This is a genomic window from Caenibius tardaugens NBRC 16725, from assembly GCF_003860345.1.
GTDB classification, from domain to species: Bacteria; Pseudomonadota; Alphaproteobacteria; order Sphingomonadales; family Sphingomonadaceae; genus Caenibius; species Caenibius tardaugens.
The window spans coordinates 2,417,422-2,434,199 of record NZ_CP034179.1 but is presented as its reverse complement, the minus strand read 5'-3'; the positions used below and the strand labels follow the sequence as shown (position 1 = coordinate 2,434,199).

Sequence of the window (16,778 nt, the reverse complement as noted above, 5' to 3'; positions counted from 1 at the left end):
CCAATCTGAGGACACATCATGGCTACTCTTGTTTTCACCGCGATCGGCGGGCTTGTCGGCCGGGAAATCGATGCCGGTCTGTTCGGCGGCCCCGGCAGGCAAGGCCCGCGCCTGACCGATCTGAAACTCACCACCTCCAGTTATGGCACCGCGATCCCCCGTCATTTCGGCGCGATGCGTGTGCCCGGCACGCTGATCTGGGCGACGGACATGGTCGAACACAGCAATACGCAAGGCGGCGGCAAAGGCAGCCCCACGGTCACGACCTACAGTTACAGCATTTCCATGGCGATCGCCCTGTCCAGCCGCCCGCTTGTCGGCATCGGGCGCATCTGGGCCGATGGCACCCTGTTGCGCGGGGCGGAGGGCGATCTCAAGACCGGCGGACAGATGCGGTTCTATTCCGGCCATGGCGATCACGCACCGGACCCGCTGATCGCCAGCGCGGAAGGCAGCTATTGCCCCGCGTTTCGCGGCACGGCCCATGTGGTGTTCGAGGATCTCGACCTGTCCCCCTATGGCAACCGCATCCCCACGCTGAACTTCGAAGTCTTCGCGGACACGGGGCCGCTGACCCTTGCCACCCTGCTCCAAGGGGCCATCGCCACCGATCACATTACCCGCCCTCTGCCCGGGCTGGCCGGGTTCAGCCACGAAGGCGGCGCGCTGGGCGATCTGGCGGCAACGATCGACAGCCTTTACCCGCTGGCCTGCGATACCGCCGGCCAATCCTTGCGCATCATGGATGCCGATGCACAGCCCGATACCGCGCCGGAATTGCCCCCTGCAGCGATCACAGCGGAAGAAGGCGGGTATGGCCAGTGCGATGGCGTGATGCGCCAAAGGCGCACGGGCGAACAGGGTCTCCCCATCGCCTTGCGCTATTTCGATCGGGAGCGCGATTACCTGACCGGGATGCAACGCGCCGATGGGCGTGCCCGACCGGGGCGGGAACACACGCTGGAATTCCCCGGCGCGCTGGACGCCGCAGAGGCGCGGCTGCGCATCAACCATGCCGCCACCCGCGCGGGCTGGATACGCGAAACCATGTCATGGCGCGCGGTCGAACTCGATCCCATGCTTGGACCCGGCACTGTGGTCCACGCGCCCGGCCATGCCGGGTTGTGGCGGATCACGGGATGGGAATGGCGCGATCACGGGGTCGAACTGGAACTGGCGCGCCTGCCCTATGGCCCGGCGCGCGCGCAGGCCGCCGATCCCGGACGCGCACTGGTGCCGCCGGATTTGCCTCTGGGCACCACCGATCTCGCCGCCTGCGAATTGCCCTGGGATGGCAGCGGCACCAGCCATGCCCCGCGTCTTTATGCCGCGCCCTCCTCCGCCTCGACTGGCTGGCGCGGCGCACAACTGTTCGCCGTGCAGGACAGCGCGCTGATCCCGCTCGGCACTGGCAACCGCCGGGCGGTGCTGGGGGAAAACCTGACCGCGCTGCCATCATCGACGGCGCATGTGCTGGATCGCACCGCCAGTGTGACTGTGCGCCTGCTGGCCAGCGATTTCGCGCTTTCCTCTGCCACAGCGGAAAGCCTTGCTGCCGGGGCGAATACCCTGTTGATTGGCGGGGAACTGCTGCAATTCGTCCGGGCCAGTGCATTGGGCAATCGCGAATGGCGGCTGGATGGCCTGCTGCGCGGGCGCGGCGGCACGGAAGCGGCGGCCCGACACGGCCAAACCAGCGGCAGCCGCGTCATGCTGATCGACCATCGCCTGACCCCGCTTGATCCGGCCTCCGCCGGATTGTCCGACGTATCCCAGATCGCCGCCCTCGGCCTTGCCGACAGCGCACCGATCCTTGCCCCCGTCGCCAACCGGGGCCTGACGCAAAAACCGCTCACACCGGTGCATCCCCATATCAGCATCGCAGCGGACGGAACGATGCTGCTGCGCTGGACCCGCCGCGCGCGCGGCGCAGTGGCATGGGCCGATCACGTCGACGTGCCGCTCAACGAAGAAAGCGAAACCTATATCGTCGGGCTGGGTCCGGTCGACACGCCGATCCTGCGCTGGGAAACCGGCACGCCCGCATTGACCCTGGATGCCCCCATCGCCGCCGCACTGGCAACCGACCACGCCGGCCAGCCGATCTGGGTTCGCCAGCTTGGTCGCTTCGCCCAATCCGACCCGCTGCTTCTCATCACACTTGCCTGAGGACCACCCCATGCCCGAACCGATCAGCTTCACCTCCGCCAGCCCACGCTTTCACCTGCCCCTGCTGTTCACCGGGCAGGCGCAGAAAGAATTCTTCGTGAACGAAGCCCACGCCCTGACCGATGCCTTGCTGCATCTTGCGATCGAAGGGCAGGCGAGTGCCGCGCCGCTGGCCCCGGATGACGGCGATTGCTGGCTGGTGCTTGCCCCGGCGACCGGGGACTGGGCCGGACAAGACGGCATGATAGCCTGCCGGCAAGCCGGGGCATGGCTGTTCGTCACCCCCCGGGATGGCATGCGCGCCTTCAACCGCGCCGATGGGCAGGACTGGCGTTATGCCGATGGCTGGCAGATCGCCGCCGCGATTGCATCGCCTGCGGGCGGCACCACGATAGACAGCGAGGCCCGCACCGCGATTGACGCTATCCTGCTGGCATTGACTCAGGCCGGAATCCTGCCGCCCGTTTAACCGCGGCTGGCGAGCATTTCCATCAATTGCCGTATCGGCGCGACATCGTAACCGCCGCAAGCCGCCGCAGCCGCGATCTCGTCCACATTGCGGCCCTGGCTCGCTTCTGCCAGCGACCAGAGCAAAGTGGAGCGGGTGCCCGACCGGCAATAGGCCAGTACCGGCCCCGCCGCACCGGCAAGCGCATCGACCATGGCCTTGACCTGCCCTTCGCTGAAACCGGCATGGGTGACGGGGATATAGACGTAATCCATCCCGGCCGCGCGGGCCGCCGCCTCGATATCGGTACCCGGTATCTGATCGGGCGATTCCCCTTCGGGCCGGTTGTTGATCACCAGCGTAACCCCGAGATTTTGCGCTTGCGCGATATCGTCGAGATCGATTTGCGGGCTTGCAAAGATACCGTCCTCGAGCTTGCGAAAGTCGTTCATTCCGATGTTGCCTCCTGCCGGGCGGCCAAACGCGCGCGCCGGTTGCGTCCAATCATGTTGAGCACTTCGACCAATACCGAGAAGCCCATCGCCGCATACACATAGCCCTTGGGCACGTGGAAGCCGAAACCGTCGGCAATCAGGACAAGCCCGATCATGACGAGGAATGCCAATGCCAGCATCACCAATGTCGGGTTCTTCTCGATAAAGCGCGACAGGGGATCAGCCGCGACCAGCATGATGCCCACAGTGATAACCACGGCGGTGACCATGATCGGCACGTGATCGGTCATACCCACCGCTGTGAGAATGGAATCGATCGAGAAGACAAGATCGAGCGCAATGATCTGGGCGATCGCCGCCGCGAAACTCATCTGCACAGCGCCCTTCTTGTCCAGCAACACGCCACTGGCAGGTTCGGGATCGATATTGTGGTGAATTTCCTTGGTCGCTTTCCACAACAGGAACAATCCGCCTGCCAGCAGGATCAGATCGCGGCCGGAAAACGCGGTTTCGAATGCCACATTGCCATGCGCATCGGTTCCGCCCTGAATACCCAGATCAAACAAGGGCGTTTGCAAGGTCACGATCCAGCCGATCAGCAACAGCAGACCGATTCGCATCACCAGCGCGAGCGTCAGCCCGATCCGGCGGGCTTTGGCCTGCTGATGCACGGGCAACTTGTTTGAGAGAATCGCGATAAAAACGAGATTGTCGATGCCGAGCACGACCTCGAGTATCACGAGGGTGACAAGCGCCAACCAGGCAGCGGGATCCGATAAAAGGGCCAGTATCTCCATACTTTCTCTTTGCCGGACGCTGAACGTACAGGCAAGGGACCCGGCATTTACCCACCGATTCCGCATTTTTTTTCAGAATTGGGGCTTGATGTTGTGAAGATGCAACAGATCGACCTTGGAATTCATTCGCGCATATGGAGATTCTGCGTTATGTGTTCCCCCATACGTTGTGGGGTTGGCCGCGTTTTGGCGGCCTTCTTTCACGTTCCGGCGCGATTCGTCCGCGTGGCCGGATGGTGATTATGGGCGAAACGAAGGTACGTTGAGCTTTATGGGTTTTGATAGAGGACGTCGCGGCCGGGGACGTGACAAGCGTGACGGTTTTGGTGAAGAGGGCTTCGACCCCTTCATGGGAGGCGGCGACAATTTTGGTGGCGGTGATCGTTTCGGCGGTGGCGGTCGTGATCGTTTCGGCGGTGGCGGCGGTGACCGTTTCGGTGGCGGCGGCGACCGTTTCGGCGGCGGCGGCGGTGACCGTTTCGGCGGTGGCGGCCCGCGCGGCGGTGGCGGCGGTGGCGGTGCCCCCCGCGGAATGCCTGCGCAAGTCGTGGGAACGGGCCGTGGTGCGGTCAAGTTCTTCAATTCGAACAAGGGCTTCGGCTTCATCCAGCGTGAAGACGGTGGCGAAGATGTGTTCGTTCACATCAGCGCGGTCGAACGCGCCGGGCTGGAAGGCCTTGCCGAAGGGCAGACGCTCGAATTCAATCTCGTCGATCGCGGCGGGAAGATTTCGGCAGCCGATCTTCAGGTCGTGGGCGATATCATCCCCGTCGAACAGAAAGCGGCAACGCCGCAGCGCGAACTGACGGGCGAGAAGGCCACCGGTACGGTCAAGTTCTTCAACGCAATGAAGGGCTTCGGCTTTATCACACGTGATGATGGCCAGCCTGATGCATTCGTCCATATCAGCGCGGTGGAACGTTCGGGTCTTCGTGAAATCAACGAAGGCGACCGACTCGAGTTCGATCTCGAAGTCGATCGACGCGGCAAACATTCGGCCGTGAACCTGGTACCGCTGAACAGCTGAACTCCGGGGCCACGGTCGGAATATTTGACCGGCGGCCCATAGAGTCATACATGAAACTATGTGGCGGCCCTTCACGGGGCCGCCTTTCTCTTTCTGGCGCGGCGCATCCTTCTTCGCCGCAATTTTCTTGGGAGTTACCGATCGATGGCGATCGACCCGCTGATGCCTGTATACCCCCGGTGCGATGTCCGTCCGGTGCGTGGTGAACACTGTCATCTGATCAGCGAAGATGGCCGCCGATTCCTCGATTTCGCGGCGGGTATTGCCGTGAACATCCTTGGTCATTCCCATGCCGGTCTGATTTCCGCGATTCAGGATCAGGCCGCCACGCTGATGCACGTATCCAACCTGTACGGCAGCCCGCAGGGGGAAAAACTGGCGCAACGGCTGGTCGATCTGACCTTTGCCGACACAGCCTTCTTCACCAATTCGGGTGCGGAAGCGGTGGAATGCGCGATCAAGACCGCACGCGCCTATCACCAGCACGCCGGCAATGAAGAACGGTACGAACTGATCACGTTCAACAACGCCTTCCACGGGCGGACGATGGGCACGATCTCCGCGTCCAACCAGGAAAAGATGCACAAGGGCTTCATGCCCCTGCTCCCCGGCTTCAAATACGTCGATTTCGATGATCTGGATGCGGTCAAGGCGGCGATCGGTCCGCATACCGCCGGTTTTCTGGTGGAGCCGATCCAGGGCGAAGGCGGCATCCGCGTCGCTTCGGATGCCTTCATGCAGGGTCTGCGCGCGCTGGCGGACGAACACGATCTGATGCTGGTGCTGGATGAAGTCCAGACCGGTGTCGCGCGCACTGGCCGGTTCTATGCCTACGAACTCTATGGCATCGAACCCGATATCCTCGCCACCGCCAAGGGCCTCGGCGGCGGTTTCCCGCTTGGCGCCTGCCTTGCGACGGAAAAGGCCGCACGTGGCATGGTCTTTGGCACCCACGGATCGACCTATGGCGGCAACCCGCTCGCCATGGCCGCCGGTAATGCCGTGCTGGACGCTGTCGCCAACGATGTGTTCCTCGCCAGCGTGGTGGAAAAAGGGGAACGGATCAAGGCTGGCCTTGCCCAGTTCATCGGCAACTATCCCGACCTGTTCGAACAGGTTCGCGGCCATGGTCTGATGCTCGGTCTGAAAATGAAGATCGAAAGCCGCCCGTTCGTCACGCACCTGCGTGACAATCACGGACTGCTGACCGTTTCCGCTGGCGACAATACGCTGCGCCTCGTCCCGCCGCTGGTGATCGGCGATGCGGAAATCGACGAATTCTTCGAACGTCTGTCGGCAGGCGCCGCCAGCTTTACCCCCCCGGAGAATGCATGATGACCCGGCATTTTCTCGATCTCAATGACGCGGGCGGCGATGCGCTGGCCGCGATGATCAACGACGCGATCGACCGCAAGGAAGGCCGTGCCGGCAAACCCAAAGGCGCGGCGGACAGCGATGCCCCCTTGGCCGGACGGGTTCTGGCGATGATCTTCGAAAAGAATTCCACGCGCACCCGCGTCAGCTTCGACATGGCGATGCGGCAGTTGGGCGGCAGCGCGATCGTGATGGAATCGGGCTCGATGCAACTGGGCCGCGGGGAATCGATCGCGGATACCGCGCGCGTGCTGTCGCGCATGGCCGATGCAATCATGATCCGCACCGACGATCACGCCAAGATCGAGGAAATGGCGCGGCACGCCACAGTCCCCGTCATCAACGGCCTGACCGATCGTTCCCATCCCTGCCAGATCGTTGCCGACCTTCTGACGATCGTCGAGAACGGCAAGCCCCTGCCCGGGCTCGAAGTGGCGTGGCTGGGCGATGGTAACAACGTGCTCCACTCGATTCTCGAAGCTGCGGGCCTGATGAAATTCAATGTCCGCGTTGGCACCCCCACCGGGTACGAGCCGGACCCGGCATTTGTCGCTTTCGCACGCGATAACGGGGCCACAGTGACGCTGACCAACGACCCCGCCGTTGCGGCGGCAGGTGCGGACGTTGTCGTCACCGATACCTGGGTATCCATGGGCCAAGCCCATGCCGACCAGAAAATTGCCGCAATGATGCCGTTTCAGGTGAACGATGCCCTGATGGCCCAGGCCAAGCCCGGCGCCATCTTCCTGCACTGTTTGCCCGCCCACATCGGCGAAGAAGTTTCCGAAAGTGTGTTTGAAAGCCCTGCCTCAGTCGTGTTCGATGAAGCGGAGAACCGCATTCACGGGCAGAAATCCGTGCTTCTGTGGTGTTTTGGCGCGATCTGAGCGAGGGCGACCTTCCTTTCCGCGCCAATACCACCATATGATCGCCTGATGATCGACCAAGACGAAACGTTCAGCGACAAACTGCTCGCTTTCACCCTGCCCGAACGCCATGCGCGCGGTCGCCTTGTGCGGCTTGATGCCGTGCTGGAAACGATTCTTTCCGCGCACGACTATCCCCCTCCCATCCGCGACCTACTGGCTGAAACGCTCACTTTGACCGCGCTCAGCGGCAGTTTGCTCAAGGATGACGGCAGCCAGCTCACCATTCAGGCCCAGTCCAGCGATGGCATCGTGGAACTGCTTGCCTGCGACTATCGCGGCGGTGAACTGCGAGGATACGTCCAGTTCGACGAAGCACGGCTGGCGGCACTGGAAGACGAAATTTCCCTGAAGACGCTGTTCGGCACCGGCTTTCTTGCGGTGACGTTCGATCTGGCCACCACCGATCAACGGTATCAGGGTATCGTCCCCCTCGAAGGCAATTCGATCACTGCCGCATTCGAAAACTACTTCGGGCAATCGGAACAGGTCCCCACGCTCATCCGGATCAGTGTGGATGGGTCGGGTGCAAAGCCTGTGGCATCGGGCATTCTGGTACAGCATGTCCCCGAAGGCGAGGAAGGCCGCGAACGCCTGCACGTGAGGATGGACCATCCCGAATGGGAACATGTGGCCATCATCACCGATACGATCCGCACCGATGAACTGCTGAATCGCGACCTGTCTCTGGAGGCGCTCCTTTGGCGGCTGTTCCACGAGGAAAACAGGATTCTCATAACCCCGGGTGATACGCTCAGCCGCGGTTGCCGGTGCACCATGCAACATTTCGAGACAGTGCTTGCCCGTTTTCCATCGGAGGAACGCGCCACAATGCGTAATGATGACGGGATCATCCTGGTGGACTGCGCGTTCTGTTCACGCGTGTTCCCTATTCAGGATTAAGTCAGCTCGCCGCTTGTACAAGTCGCTTCGTCGCGCCAAAAGGCGTGCTTGTGCATTGATGCCGGAGAATTTCCGCATGCAGAACACTGTGACGTTCCGCACTGGACTGATCTCGCTGCTGGCGATGGCGGCTGTTGGCGCCCCCTATGCCGCCTCGCAAGCACAGGATAACAGCCTCGAAGCCCTCAACAAGATGACCCCGGGCAGCTGGGAAATCCGGTATCGCCCTGACGGTTCGCGTCAGCGGGTCTGCATTCGCGATGGACGGGACCTTATCCAGTTGCGGCATCCCCAGGGAGGTTGCAGCCGTTACATCGTGGAAGACACAGCCAATCGTGCGACTGTGCATTACACCTGCCGTGGCCATGGCTCGGGCCGAACCCAGATTCGGCTGGAAACGCCGCAGATTGCCCAGATCGAAAGTCAGGGCATACTGGACGGAAGCCCTTTCCAGTTTTCGGCAGAAGCGCGGCGGCTTGGCAAATGCTGACCACGATCGTGCTTGAAAGGCTGCATCCCGCCCGGTAGCGGGTAACACATGATCACGCCCGATACCCCGCAGAAGCGGGCCGTTGTCCTGCTGTCCGGTGGACTGGACTCCATGGTTTCTGCCGCGCTTGCACAGGAACAGGGGTATAGTGTCAACGCCCTGACGATCGATTACAACCAGCGCCACCGGCGCGAACTGGACGCGGCGCGCGATGTTGCCGCGATGCTGGGGGTCGAACGACATGTCACCCTGCCGCTCGATCTCAGCCTGTTCGGTGGCTCCGCGCTGACCGATCTGTCCATCGCGGTGCCAAAGGATGGCGTCGGCCCGGATATCCCGATCACTTATGTTCCCGCACGCAACCTCGTTTTTCTTTCGTTGACGCTGGCCTGGGCGGAAGCTTTGGGCGCGCACGATATTTTCATCGGGGTCAACGCGCTCGATTATTCGGGCTATCCCGATTGCCGCCCTGAATTCATCGCGAGCTTTGCTGAAACTGCGCGTCTTGCGACAAAAACCGGGGCGGAAGGCGCGCCATTCACTATCCACGCCCCCCTGCAATTCCTAGGCAAGGCCGACATCGCACGGGAAGCGGCGCGACTGGGGCTGGACCCCGGGCGGAGCTGGTCATGTTACGACCCACAGCCCGATGGCCTTGCCTGCGGTACGTGCGACAGTTGTCGCCTGCGCCGTGCCGGTTTTCACGATGCGGGTATCGAGGATCCTACGCCCTACGCTGCATGATCCCCGATCGAACGATCCCTCGTGCGGTTGATGGATTTGAAATTCGCGCCGCACCTAGCGGATTAATGATGCGCATATCAAATCCACCGCACTAGCCGCGTTTAAATACCCCGCAGGCAATGCGGCCGCCGCTGTTGCCAGCAGGGTCCGTCTTGTAGTCGTCCGGCCCGGCATGCACGACAATTGCCGTGCCATCGCTATCGAAGATGTCGGCCAGAATTGCGGCACGGTCTCCATGCAACGAATAGGTCAGGCTGCCCGTGCCATCCGCGCCGACTGCGATATTGGGCAAGTCGCCAAGATGGCTGCCCATCGGATTATCTGCGCCGTGCTGTTTTGCCCCGGGGTTGAGGTGCCCGCCCGCAGTGGTGAATTGCGGGGCATCGCACAGGCCGGCCGTATGCAGGTGCACACCATGCGGCCCGGCCGAAATACCGGCCACCTTGATCACCAGCGACAGGTGATTACCGCTTTCAATCAGGCTGGCCGTACCCGCTGCGGAACCATCCGCAAGCGAGATCGCCGCCGAACCAAGCTCCGCATCCTTCGGTGCCTCGGCAACGGTGGTGCATGCCATCAAGGCCAGGGGTGCGGCCACAACGAACGCCTTGCGCATCATTCCTTAAACTCCTTCACTGCCATCTCGTGATAACGCAAAAGGGGCTGGATTGCTCCGGCCCCATCTATTTTGCGATGCTGCGAACCGTCACTTACCCTCGATAGCGTCGATCAGCGGCTGCAGTGCCGATCCATATTTCTTCCAGCGTTCGACCGACGACTTGTAAATCGGCTTGCGTACCTGTGCCACGCTGGCCGTCTTCACCGGACGCTTGGATTTGTGGAATGCCAGACAGGCATCATCCCAATCCAGCCCGATGAAGTCGATCAGTTCGCGCGCGCTGGTTTCGGTATCGGCCACGACCTGCTCATACTCGACGACCTTGAGCGTACCTGCAGGCAGGACATTTTCCCAATGCTGCATCAGGGCGTCATACTGGCGGTAGTAACGGCCCAGTTCACCCAGATCGTAGCTGTGCGGCATGTCGTCCTTGAACAGTTTGGTGAAGCCCGAAAGGCATGTGTCCACCGGGTTGCGGCGGGTATTGATAAACTTCGCATTGGGGAACAGCAGATGCAGAATCCCCACGAAGAAGTAGTTGGTCAGCAACTTGTCCGTTACGCGTTTGGCATCGCCAGCCGGGCGGGTGAGCGCTTCCAGATAGCCATTTGCAATGATTTCGAACTGCTTCTGGCCCATTTCCTCAACCATGGCAGGGAAACGCGACAGGGCCGGGAAACGATCACGCAAGCGATGCAGCGCCTGCGCGAAATATTTTACTTCGCCCGCGCCATAGACATCCTTGTGGCTCGAGACGATCTGTTCGACGAGCGTCGAACCGGATCGCGGCATTCCGACAATGAACAGCGGCCGTGCATCGGAAATGCCCTGAAACGGGCGATCCTTGAAAATTTCGGCGGGAAACGCAGCCTTGATATCCGCGAAGAACTTGAAGATCTCGTCCTCCGCATAGTTCAGCTGCGTGCGCTTCATCTGCCCGCCAATGATGTAGTGGCTCAGCGCCTTTTCATACTGCTTGTTATCCTCGAGCGCCTTGCCATAGGCAAAGTGCAGCGGCAGCAGACTGGGCGTGCGCGGGTCGTCAACCTCATCGATAATCTGCCCGATCTTCTTGAACAGCGCCTTCTCTTTCGAAAAGTCCACAAGATCGTTCAGATTGGCATAGGCCCCGTACATCGAACCATTGAGTTCCAGGCTCTTGAGAAGATGCGCCTTCGCCTCATCCAGACGGCCGACCGATTTCAGACACACGCCGGAAAAATAAAAGGCTTCAGGTGATGGCGGCTCAATCGCGACCGCCTGACTCAGGAGATCGAGAGCCTCATCGAACTGATCAAGCTCATGCTTGATGCTGCCCAGAACCGTCAAAGCCTCCGCATTGTTGGGTTCGGCTGCCAGAACGCTGCGGCAGGCCTGTTCCGCCAGCGCATAGGTCTGGCGGCGGCTCTGTATCCGTGCGGTCAGCAGCAGGCTGCGCGCATTGCGTGCGTCCACTTTGAGCGCTTCAGACAACTGGCGCAAAGCGTCAACATCCCGATCTTCCGCAAAATAGATCGCGGCCAGATTGTTATGCGCTTCAACATAGCGCGGGTTCTGCGCGATCGCCTTGCGAATGGCATGTTCCGCCTGTTCGGGTTTGTGCTGTTCGCGCAGCAAGGTGCCGAGATTATTATAGGCCTCAGGGTACACTTCGCGAAAGCCAAGCGCCTGATGATAGGCAGCACTAGCCTCGTCCAGTTCACCGAGCTTGCGCAGAGCATTACCGAGGTTGTTGTATGCTTCCGGGAAGGTGGGCTGCAACGCAATTGCCTTGCGATAGGCTTCGACAGCCTGATCGTATGCGCCGCTTTCGAAACGGATAATGCCCAGATTGTTATGCGCCTGCGGATTATTCGGATCGAGTTGCAACGCACGGTTCAACGCGAGGACCGCATCGGCATGATTGCCGTCCTGGCGATATATCTCGCCGAGGTTGGAATGAAATGCGGCGGTCCCTTCACTCAATTTGACCGCCTGCCTCAGCGCGTCGATACCTTCCTTGCGCTTGCCCAGTGCGGCAAGCGAAACACCGAGAATGCTCTGCGCATCCGCCAGATTTGGTTTCTGCTTGAGCATTTGCGCGCAAACATTCACCGCCTGTCCGTAACGATGGCGGCTGTAGAGTTTACCGGCAATTGCAAGGGCTTCCTTTTCGGTTACCCGCCTGCTGCCATTCTGGATGGCTGCAATGATTTCATCGAGAGCGTCGTCAACAGTCTGCTGCATCACCAAATTCCAACCTTCGTAGGGTGACCATGGCGGACAATAATTCGCAACAGAGGTCAAGCGTCCACCACACATTTGCGGTGTGCATCTCGCATTTCTGCCACCAAAACCAAAAGGCCGGGAGATTTCTCTCCCGGCCCTCTGTCTGTGCCTTACGTCGAGATCTGGCTTAGTTGCCCGAACCCGGACCGTAAGTGATTTCCACCCGGCGGTTCTGCAGTTCGCGCACGCCGTCGGCAGTGGGAACACGCGGGTTGGCTTCACCGAACGCCTGGCTGGTGATCCGCTCGTCCGGAATACCCTTCGACGTCAGGTAACCGCGCACCGAGGTGTTGCGGCGGGCCGAGAGGCCATCGTTATACTGCGTTGAACCCGAACGGTCGGTGTAACCGGCCAGCATGATCGGCACCACATCGCAGTTGCCATAAGCCGTTACCGCACTGTCGAGGATGGTCGACGCTTCCGCCGTGATATCCGACTTATCCCAGTCGAAGAACACGATGTACGGGCCCTTGTTGCACACCACCTGCGGCGGCGGGGGAGGCGGCGGCGGCGGCGGCGGCGGCGGCGGGGGAGGCGGCGGCGGGGCTGCCGGTTCTGCACCACCGAAGAGGTAGCTCAGCGTCAGACCGCCGCTATGCTCTTCCACATCGCTCGAGAAGCGGCCCTGATAGCCGAGGTGCGCATTAAAGTTCGGGCTGAACTGTGCAGCCAGACCCACTTCCACAACCCCTGCATCAGATGAGAAGTCTTCCGAGATGACGCGGAAATCCGTGCCCGCCGGTGCATCGGCAAACGCGGCATGGAAATGCGCCGTGTCATTGCCGAAGTTATGCTGCCATCCACCGCGGATATAAGGCGCGATATTGCCCATTTGCGCCTGCAGTTCGATCCCCAGTTCGCCAGCGAAGAATTCGTCGCTGCCAGCAATTGTCAGGTTCGCACCCGGCAGGCCCGCTTCGGTGAAGCGCTTGAGCTTGGCATGGGCATAGTCAAGCGAGGCATAGGGTGTGAGAGTAGCGTTCTCGCTCAGTGCGAAACGCACACCGGCTTCGGCACCGGCAGCCCAGACATTCACGTCCGGATCACCCGTAATCGCCCCACCAAACGGCTTGCCACCGTTGAAGCCCGGGGTTTGCCCGAAACCAACGGTACGGCTGGAGTCGCCGTCCAGATCAGAGTAGCTGATCGCACCCTTCACATAGAACTTGCCCGCATCGTAGTTGGCGTAAATGCCACCCTGCCAACCGCTGGAATCGATCCGTCCATCGTACAGATCGAAATCCATGTTGTTTTCGAGGTAGGCACCAGCCACGCCGAGCACGAAGTTCGGGCTCACCGCGAAGTCGACACCGGCTGCGATGTAGTATTGTTCCGCGGTGAAACCGCTCGCTTCCACATCGCCATCGGTATCCACCCGGCCATAGTTGCCCGTCAGCCAGATGCGGGGGCCACCATTCTCCGTACGGCACAGCTCGTTGGTGATCGAGCCCTTGCCGCATTCCGCCATGTCATAGATCAGCCCGTTGAAGCGGGCGCCCGCCATGGTGGAAGACCGCAGGTAACCGGCGTAGAGATCGGCGGAAAGCTGATCGAGCGCGAGCGCGTATTCGGCAGGGTCCGCAATCGTGAACAGCGAGGACAGCATCCCGGCATAAGGCCCGGTCAGTGTCGGGGCATACGTGCCTTCGATGCCATCACCAACCGCAGTCTGGTTGATATTCAGGCCCGCCACATCGCCAAAGCCAATGCGCGTGACATCCAGATCGATCGTCCCGTCATTGTCGGAATAATCGTCCTTCGCGCCCAGCAGCACGGATTGGGTACGGACCTGGGCGAACTTGCCGGTCAGACCTTCCTCACCCGTCAGGGATACGACGACATCTTCGTAATGGTAGGCGTTCGAATAGAGGCCATTGGCCGAAGCCTGACGCACTTCGAGGATTGCTTCATTGCCTTTGCCATCGGGATCAAGGTTGACCGTGTTGGCGAAGACCTGCGGATAGTCACCCAGGACAACCGCAGCCGGTGAAGTTCCCGGCAGATGCAAGGCCAAGACGCCCTTGCCCTCGATCGTGAAGCTATCGACATTGACCTTCGACGGCCCGGCATAATCCTTCGCGGTTACGAAGTTGTACCGGTCATCCAGCATGAAGAACAGGCCATCGGACTTGATCGTGAACGAACCGTCCGGCGTGCCAAGATCGATAACGGCGGGTTCGAGTTCTCCGGGAAGTGGTTCTTCGTTGTCGCCCCGGTTCGTAACGGTATTGATCGCGCCATCGAACCAGGTTTCCCCCTTCGAAACGACAATCGCATCGCCATCCTTGATTTCGATATTGCCGTAAACGTACCCGAACTGCGGATCCTTCAGCGCGACATTGGGATAGACGCCCGAATAGGTCGAACCATCGCCCATGAGGTTGATCAGCGCCGGCGTGCTTGCGTTATCGGTATCGATTGCCGTGCCCCAAACATAGGTCGCCCCGAGATCCGTGCTCTGCCGCGCGATAATGGAACCCGCAGCATTGGTCAGCGTAAACTGATCATCGCCAGCGCCATCGTCGAGCAAGACACCCACTGCATTCTGGTAACCACCCGCGTCAGTTACAGCATCGGCCTGGATCACACCCGAATTGGTCAGCGCCAGATTGTTCACATCGGCACTAATCAGCACCCCGATCGCTTCTGCGCTGCCGACCTGGGCCGTTCCGGCACCGGTGGCATCGCCTGTCGCCAATACCTTGATCGTGCCAGTATTGCTGATCGTTCCGCTGATATCGACAAAACCCTCAGCGGTCGCGTCGATGAAAAGGCCCGTTGCATAAGCCCGCGCACCATCCAGACCCTGTGCGGAAGCCTGAACGTTCAGCGTGCCGGAATTGACGATATCCAGCACATTCGCTTGATCAAGTGCTTCAATAATCACCCCTGTAGCATTGGCCTGAGCCGTGCCTGCCACAGTACCGTTTGCATCGGCAATGGCCTTCACGTTCAATGTACCGGCGTTGCCGACCTTGAACACTGCGCCCGTGCTGTAGGTGGACTGCCTCACCCCCAATGCATCAGCGTCGGCGTTGGCATCTTTCGCCGTCGCAACAGCGTCGGCCGAAACGTCAAATGTCTTGCCGGAAGCGTTCGTGAAAGTCAGGAACGCCCCGTCCGCAGCGTCGACATACTGCTGGGCACCTCGTACAGCAGCAGCAGCCTCGGCAGTATTGCCTCCAACGACGTCGGTATCCGCCAGAACGGAAACCTTACCGGCGTTGGCAAAGACTACAGTGCCCGAGCCTTCATCAGCGTATGCTGATTGATACGTCCCTTCAATATTGGCATTCCCTTTGGCATCGACCGCCTGGCTCGACGCGACAGCGGAAATGGACAACACACCACTGTTGTCAATCGTGAGCAAAGTATCACCGCCACCAGTCGCATTGCCACTCTGTGCAATGCCTTCAGTCTCCACCACCGCAGAGGCGAGGAAAGCGGCGGCACTTCCCGCAACAGCCGAGGCAAGAATGGTGAAGTCCTTGTTGTTGTCCAAAAGAACATCGGCGGATGCGCCATCATTACCCTGCGCATGCTGGAACAGCATCGCATCTTCGGAATTAATTTCGGCCCGGGCATCTGCACCCACGGCTTCCACTTTGCCCGTAATGCTGAACACGCCATCATTCGTCAGAACCACTTTCGCGACGTTTCCGCCGTCGGAAGCCGCGGCATCCTGATACACCGCAGACGTGAGATAGGCGTCGACCGCCGCCACCGGGCCGGTGGCCTTGGCAAAGGCTTCGAAAGTCAGAACGCCCGTTGCGGCATTGGCCAATTCGGCCGTTGCGTTACCTTCATTGGCAAAAGCTTCCTGCTCAATGCCATCGGCGAGTGTCGCACTGGCTTCAGCGTCTGTATCCGCCCCGGCAGCCGTAGCCGTGCCGGACGACAGTAACTTGAACGACCCACCATTGGAGAACGAAGCCGTGGCATCGCCGCCACCAAAAGCGGACACATCCTGGAAAACACCATCATCAAGCGTGGCATTCGCAACCGCATAGTCAGTATCGACAGACTTCGCATCCGCCAAGGCGGTCGATCCCAGCGTGACCGAACCGGTATTGTTCAATTTGGCAACCGCAGCAGCCCCATTGAAGCCATCGGCTTCCTGGCTGATCCCTTCGCCAAGATCGGCTGAAGCGATAGCCGGGCCTGCGCTGGCCGTGGCGGAAGCGTCAACCAGCAGGTTAAGTGCCCCGTTGTTCGCGATTTCGGCCTTGGCCTCATTTTCCGGATCGCTGGCTTCGACGTTTTGGCGAATGCCGCCAACCAGATCGGAACCTTCGTTATTATTTAGAAATGCGTGCACTTCTGCCGAACTCGTGCCGGTGGCACTGGCCCGGGCGGTGAGATTGATCGTCGCTTCCGCATCAACCGTGCTGCCCGCTGCGCCATTCGACAAGAGGGCCGTTGCGCTGCCTTCATCGGCGTCAACGACCTGATGGATGGCATCATTCAGCTGCGCATACGACAAGCTGCTACCTGGACCTGTGATCGTACTGATCGAGGAGATGGCAAGCGTGCCCGTGTTCCCAAGGATGACCGATGC

At 60.6% G+C, this 16,778-nt stretch carries 13 protein-coding genes; 8 read left to right on the top strand and 5 right to left on the bottom strand.

The features are described from left to right. Positions 1–18: 18 nt before the first annotated feature. Together EGO55_RS11270 and EGO55_RS11265 are read left to right on the top strand one after the other, a co-directional pair. Positions 19–2,169: a phage tail protein gene (locus EGO55_RS11270; RefSeq protein ID WP_021689999.1), complete on the top strand. Its 2,151-nt coding sequence runs from the start codon at positions 19–21 to the stop codon at positions 2,167–2,169. 10 nt (positions 2,170–2,179) lie between these two features. Continuing rightward, positions 2,180–2,638, top strand: a complete 459-nt coding sequence (locus EGO55_RS11265; protein WP_021689998.1) for a DUF2793 domain-containing protein — start codon at positions 2,180–2,182, stop codon at positions 2,636–2,638. On the opposite strand, the gene EGO55_RS11260 is transcribed toward EGO55_RS11265, so the two are convergent. Both EGO55_RS11260 and EGO55_RS11255 read right to left on the bottom strand, forming a co-directional pair. Then, the gene (locus EGO55_RS11260; protein WP_021689997.1) at positions 2,635–3,069 is read right to left on the bottom strand and encodes a protein tyrosine phosphatase family protein; all 435 of its coding nucleotides are present in this window, start codon (positions 3,067–3,069) and stop codon (positions 2,635–2,637) included. The two genes, EGO55_RS11265 and EGO55_RS11260, sit on opposite strands and share 4 nt — an antisense overlap. Continuing rightward, positions 3,066–3,869 (bottom strand): TerC family protein, encoded by an 804-nt coding sequence (locus EGO55_RS11255; RefSeq protein WP_021689996.1) that lies wholly within the window; start codon positions 3,867–3,869, stop codon positions 3,066–3,068. Before EGO55_RS11255 ends, EGO55_RS11260 begins: the two co-directional genes overlap by 4 nt. 271 nt (positions 3,870–4,140) lie before the next feature. Between EGO55_RS11255 and EGO55_RS21390 the strand changes: the two genes are divergently transcribed. The 6 genes from EGO55_RS21390 (at position 4,141) to queC (ending at position 9,333) form a co-directional block, all read left to right on the top strand. Then, positions 4,141–4,896, top strand: a complete 756-nt coding sequence (locus EGO55_RS21390) for a cold-shock protein (protein WP_021689995.1) — start codon at positions 4,141–4,143, stop codon at positions 4,894–4,896. 144 nt (positions 4,897–5,040) lie between these two features. Next, positions 5,041–6,231 carry an aspartate aminotransferase family protein gene (locus EGO55_RS11245; protein ID WP_021689994.1) on the top strand — a complete coding sequence of 397 codons (1,191 nt, stop codon included), beginning with the start codon at positions 5,041–5,043 and terminating at the stop codon, positions 6,229–6,231. Beyond that, on the top strand, positions 6,231–7,157 hold the full coding sequence (gene argF / locus EGO55_RS11240) for an ornithine carbamoyltransferase (protein ID WP_040715563.1): 927 nt from the start codon (positions 6,231–6,233) through the stop codon (positions 7,155–7,157). The genes EGO55_RS11245 and argF overlap by 1 nt, the downstream gene beginning before the upstream one ends. Before the next feature lie 48 nt (positions 7,158–7,205). Continuing rightward, complete coding sequence (gene hslO, locus EGO55_RS11235; protein WP_021689992.1) at positions 7,206–8,099, top strand: Hsp33 family molecular chaperone HslO; 894 nt, start codon at positions 7,206–7,208, stop codon at positions 8,097–8,099. Between the two features lie 76 nt (positions 8,100–8,175). Continuing rightward, positions 8,176–8,589 (top strand): DUF3617 domain-containing protein, encoded by a 414-nt coding sequence (locus EGO55_RS11230; protein WP_021689991.1) that lies wholly within the window; start codon positions 8,176–8,178, stop codon positions 8,587–8,589. Positions 8,590–8,637: 48 nt separating this feature from the next. After that, positions 8,638–9,333 carry a 7-cyano-7-deazaguanine synthase QueC gene (gene queC / locus EGO55_RS11225; RefSeq protein WP_021689990.1) on the top strand — a complete coding sequence of 232 codons (696 nt, stop codon included), beginning with the start codon at positions 8,638–8,640 and terminating at the stop codon, positions 9,331–9,333. 91 nt (positions 9,334–9,424) lie between these two features. Here queC and EGO55_RS11220 read toward each other — a convergent pair whose 3' ends face one another. From EGO55_RS11220 to EGO55_RS21530, 3 genes are all read right to left on the bottom strand, one after another. After that, positions 9,425–9,952 carry a superoxide dismutase family protein gene (locus EGO55_RS11220; protein ID WP_021689989.1) on the bottom strand — a complete coding sequence of 176 codons (528 nt, stop codon included), beginning with the start codon at positions 9,950–9,952 and terminating at the stop codon, positions 9,425–9,427. 87 nt (positions 9,953–10,039) lie between these two features. After that, positions 10,040–12,178, bottom strand: coding sequence for a tetratricopeptide repeat-containing sulfotransferase family protein (locus EGO55_RS11215; protein ID WP_021689988.1), 2,139 nt, complete (start codon positions 12,176–12,178; stop codon positions 10,040–10,042). Positions 12,179–12,347: 169 nt separating this feature from the next. Then, positions 12,348–13,688: an autotransporter domain-containing protein gene (locus EGO55_RS21530; protein ID WP_283234554.1), complete on the bottom strand. Its 1,341-nt coding sequence runs from the start codon at positions 13,686–13,688 to the stop codon at positions 12,348–12,350. Between the last annotated feature and the right edge of the window lie 3,090 nt (positions 13,689–16,778).

Coding starts and splice junctions, on each gene's coding strand:
- EGO55_RS11270 (WP_021689999.1), top strand. CDS start 19: ATGGCTACTCTTGTTTTCACCGCGATCGGCGGGCTTGTCGGCCGGGAA.
- EGO55_RS11265 (WP_021689998.1), top strand. CDS start 2,180: ATGCCCGAACCGATCAGCTTCACCTCCGCCAGCCCACGCTTTCACCTG.
- EGO55_RS11260 (WP_021689997.1), bottom strand. CDS start 3,069: ATGAACGACTTTCGCAAGCTCGAGGACGGTATCTTTGCAAGCCCGCAA.
- EGO55_RS11255 (WP_021689996.1), bottom strand. CDS start 3,869: ATGGAGATACTGGCCCTTTTATCGGATCCCGCTGCCTGGTTGGCGCTT.
- EGO55_RS21390 (WP_021689995.1), top strand. CDS start 4,141: ATGGGTTTTGATAGAGGACGTCGCGGCCGGGGACGTGACAAGCGTGAC.
- EGO55_RS11245 (WP_021689994.1), top strand. CDS start 5,041: ATGGCGATCGACCCGCTGATGCCTGTATACCCCCGGTGCGATGTCCGT.
- argF (WP_040715563.1), top strand. CDS start 6,231: ATGACCCGGCATTTTCTCGATCTCAATGACGCGGGCGGCGATGCGCTG.
- hslO (WP_021689992.1), top strand. CDS start 7,206: ATGATCGACCAAGACGAAACGTTCAGCGACAAACTGCTCGCTTTCACC.
- EGO55_RS11230 (WP_021689991.1), top strand. CDS start 8,176: ATGCAGAACACTGTGACGTTCCGCACTGGACTGATCTCGCTGCTGGCG.
- queC (WP_021689990.1), top strand. CDS start 8,638: ATGATCACGCCCGATACCCCGCAGAAGCGGGCCGTTGTCCTGCTGTCC.
- EGO55_RS11220 (WP_021689989.1), bottom strand. CDS start 9,952: ATGATGCGCAAGGCGTTCGTTGTGGCCGCACCCCTGGCCTTGATGGCA.
- EGO55_RS11215 (WP_021689988.1), bottom strand. CDS start 12,178: ATGCAGCAGACTGTTGACGACGCTCTCGATGAAATCATTGCAGCCATC.
- EGO55_RS21530 (WP_283234554.1), bottom strand. CDS start 13,688: ATGGCGGAATGCGGCAAGGGCTCGATCACCAACGAGCTGTGCCGTACG.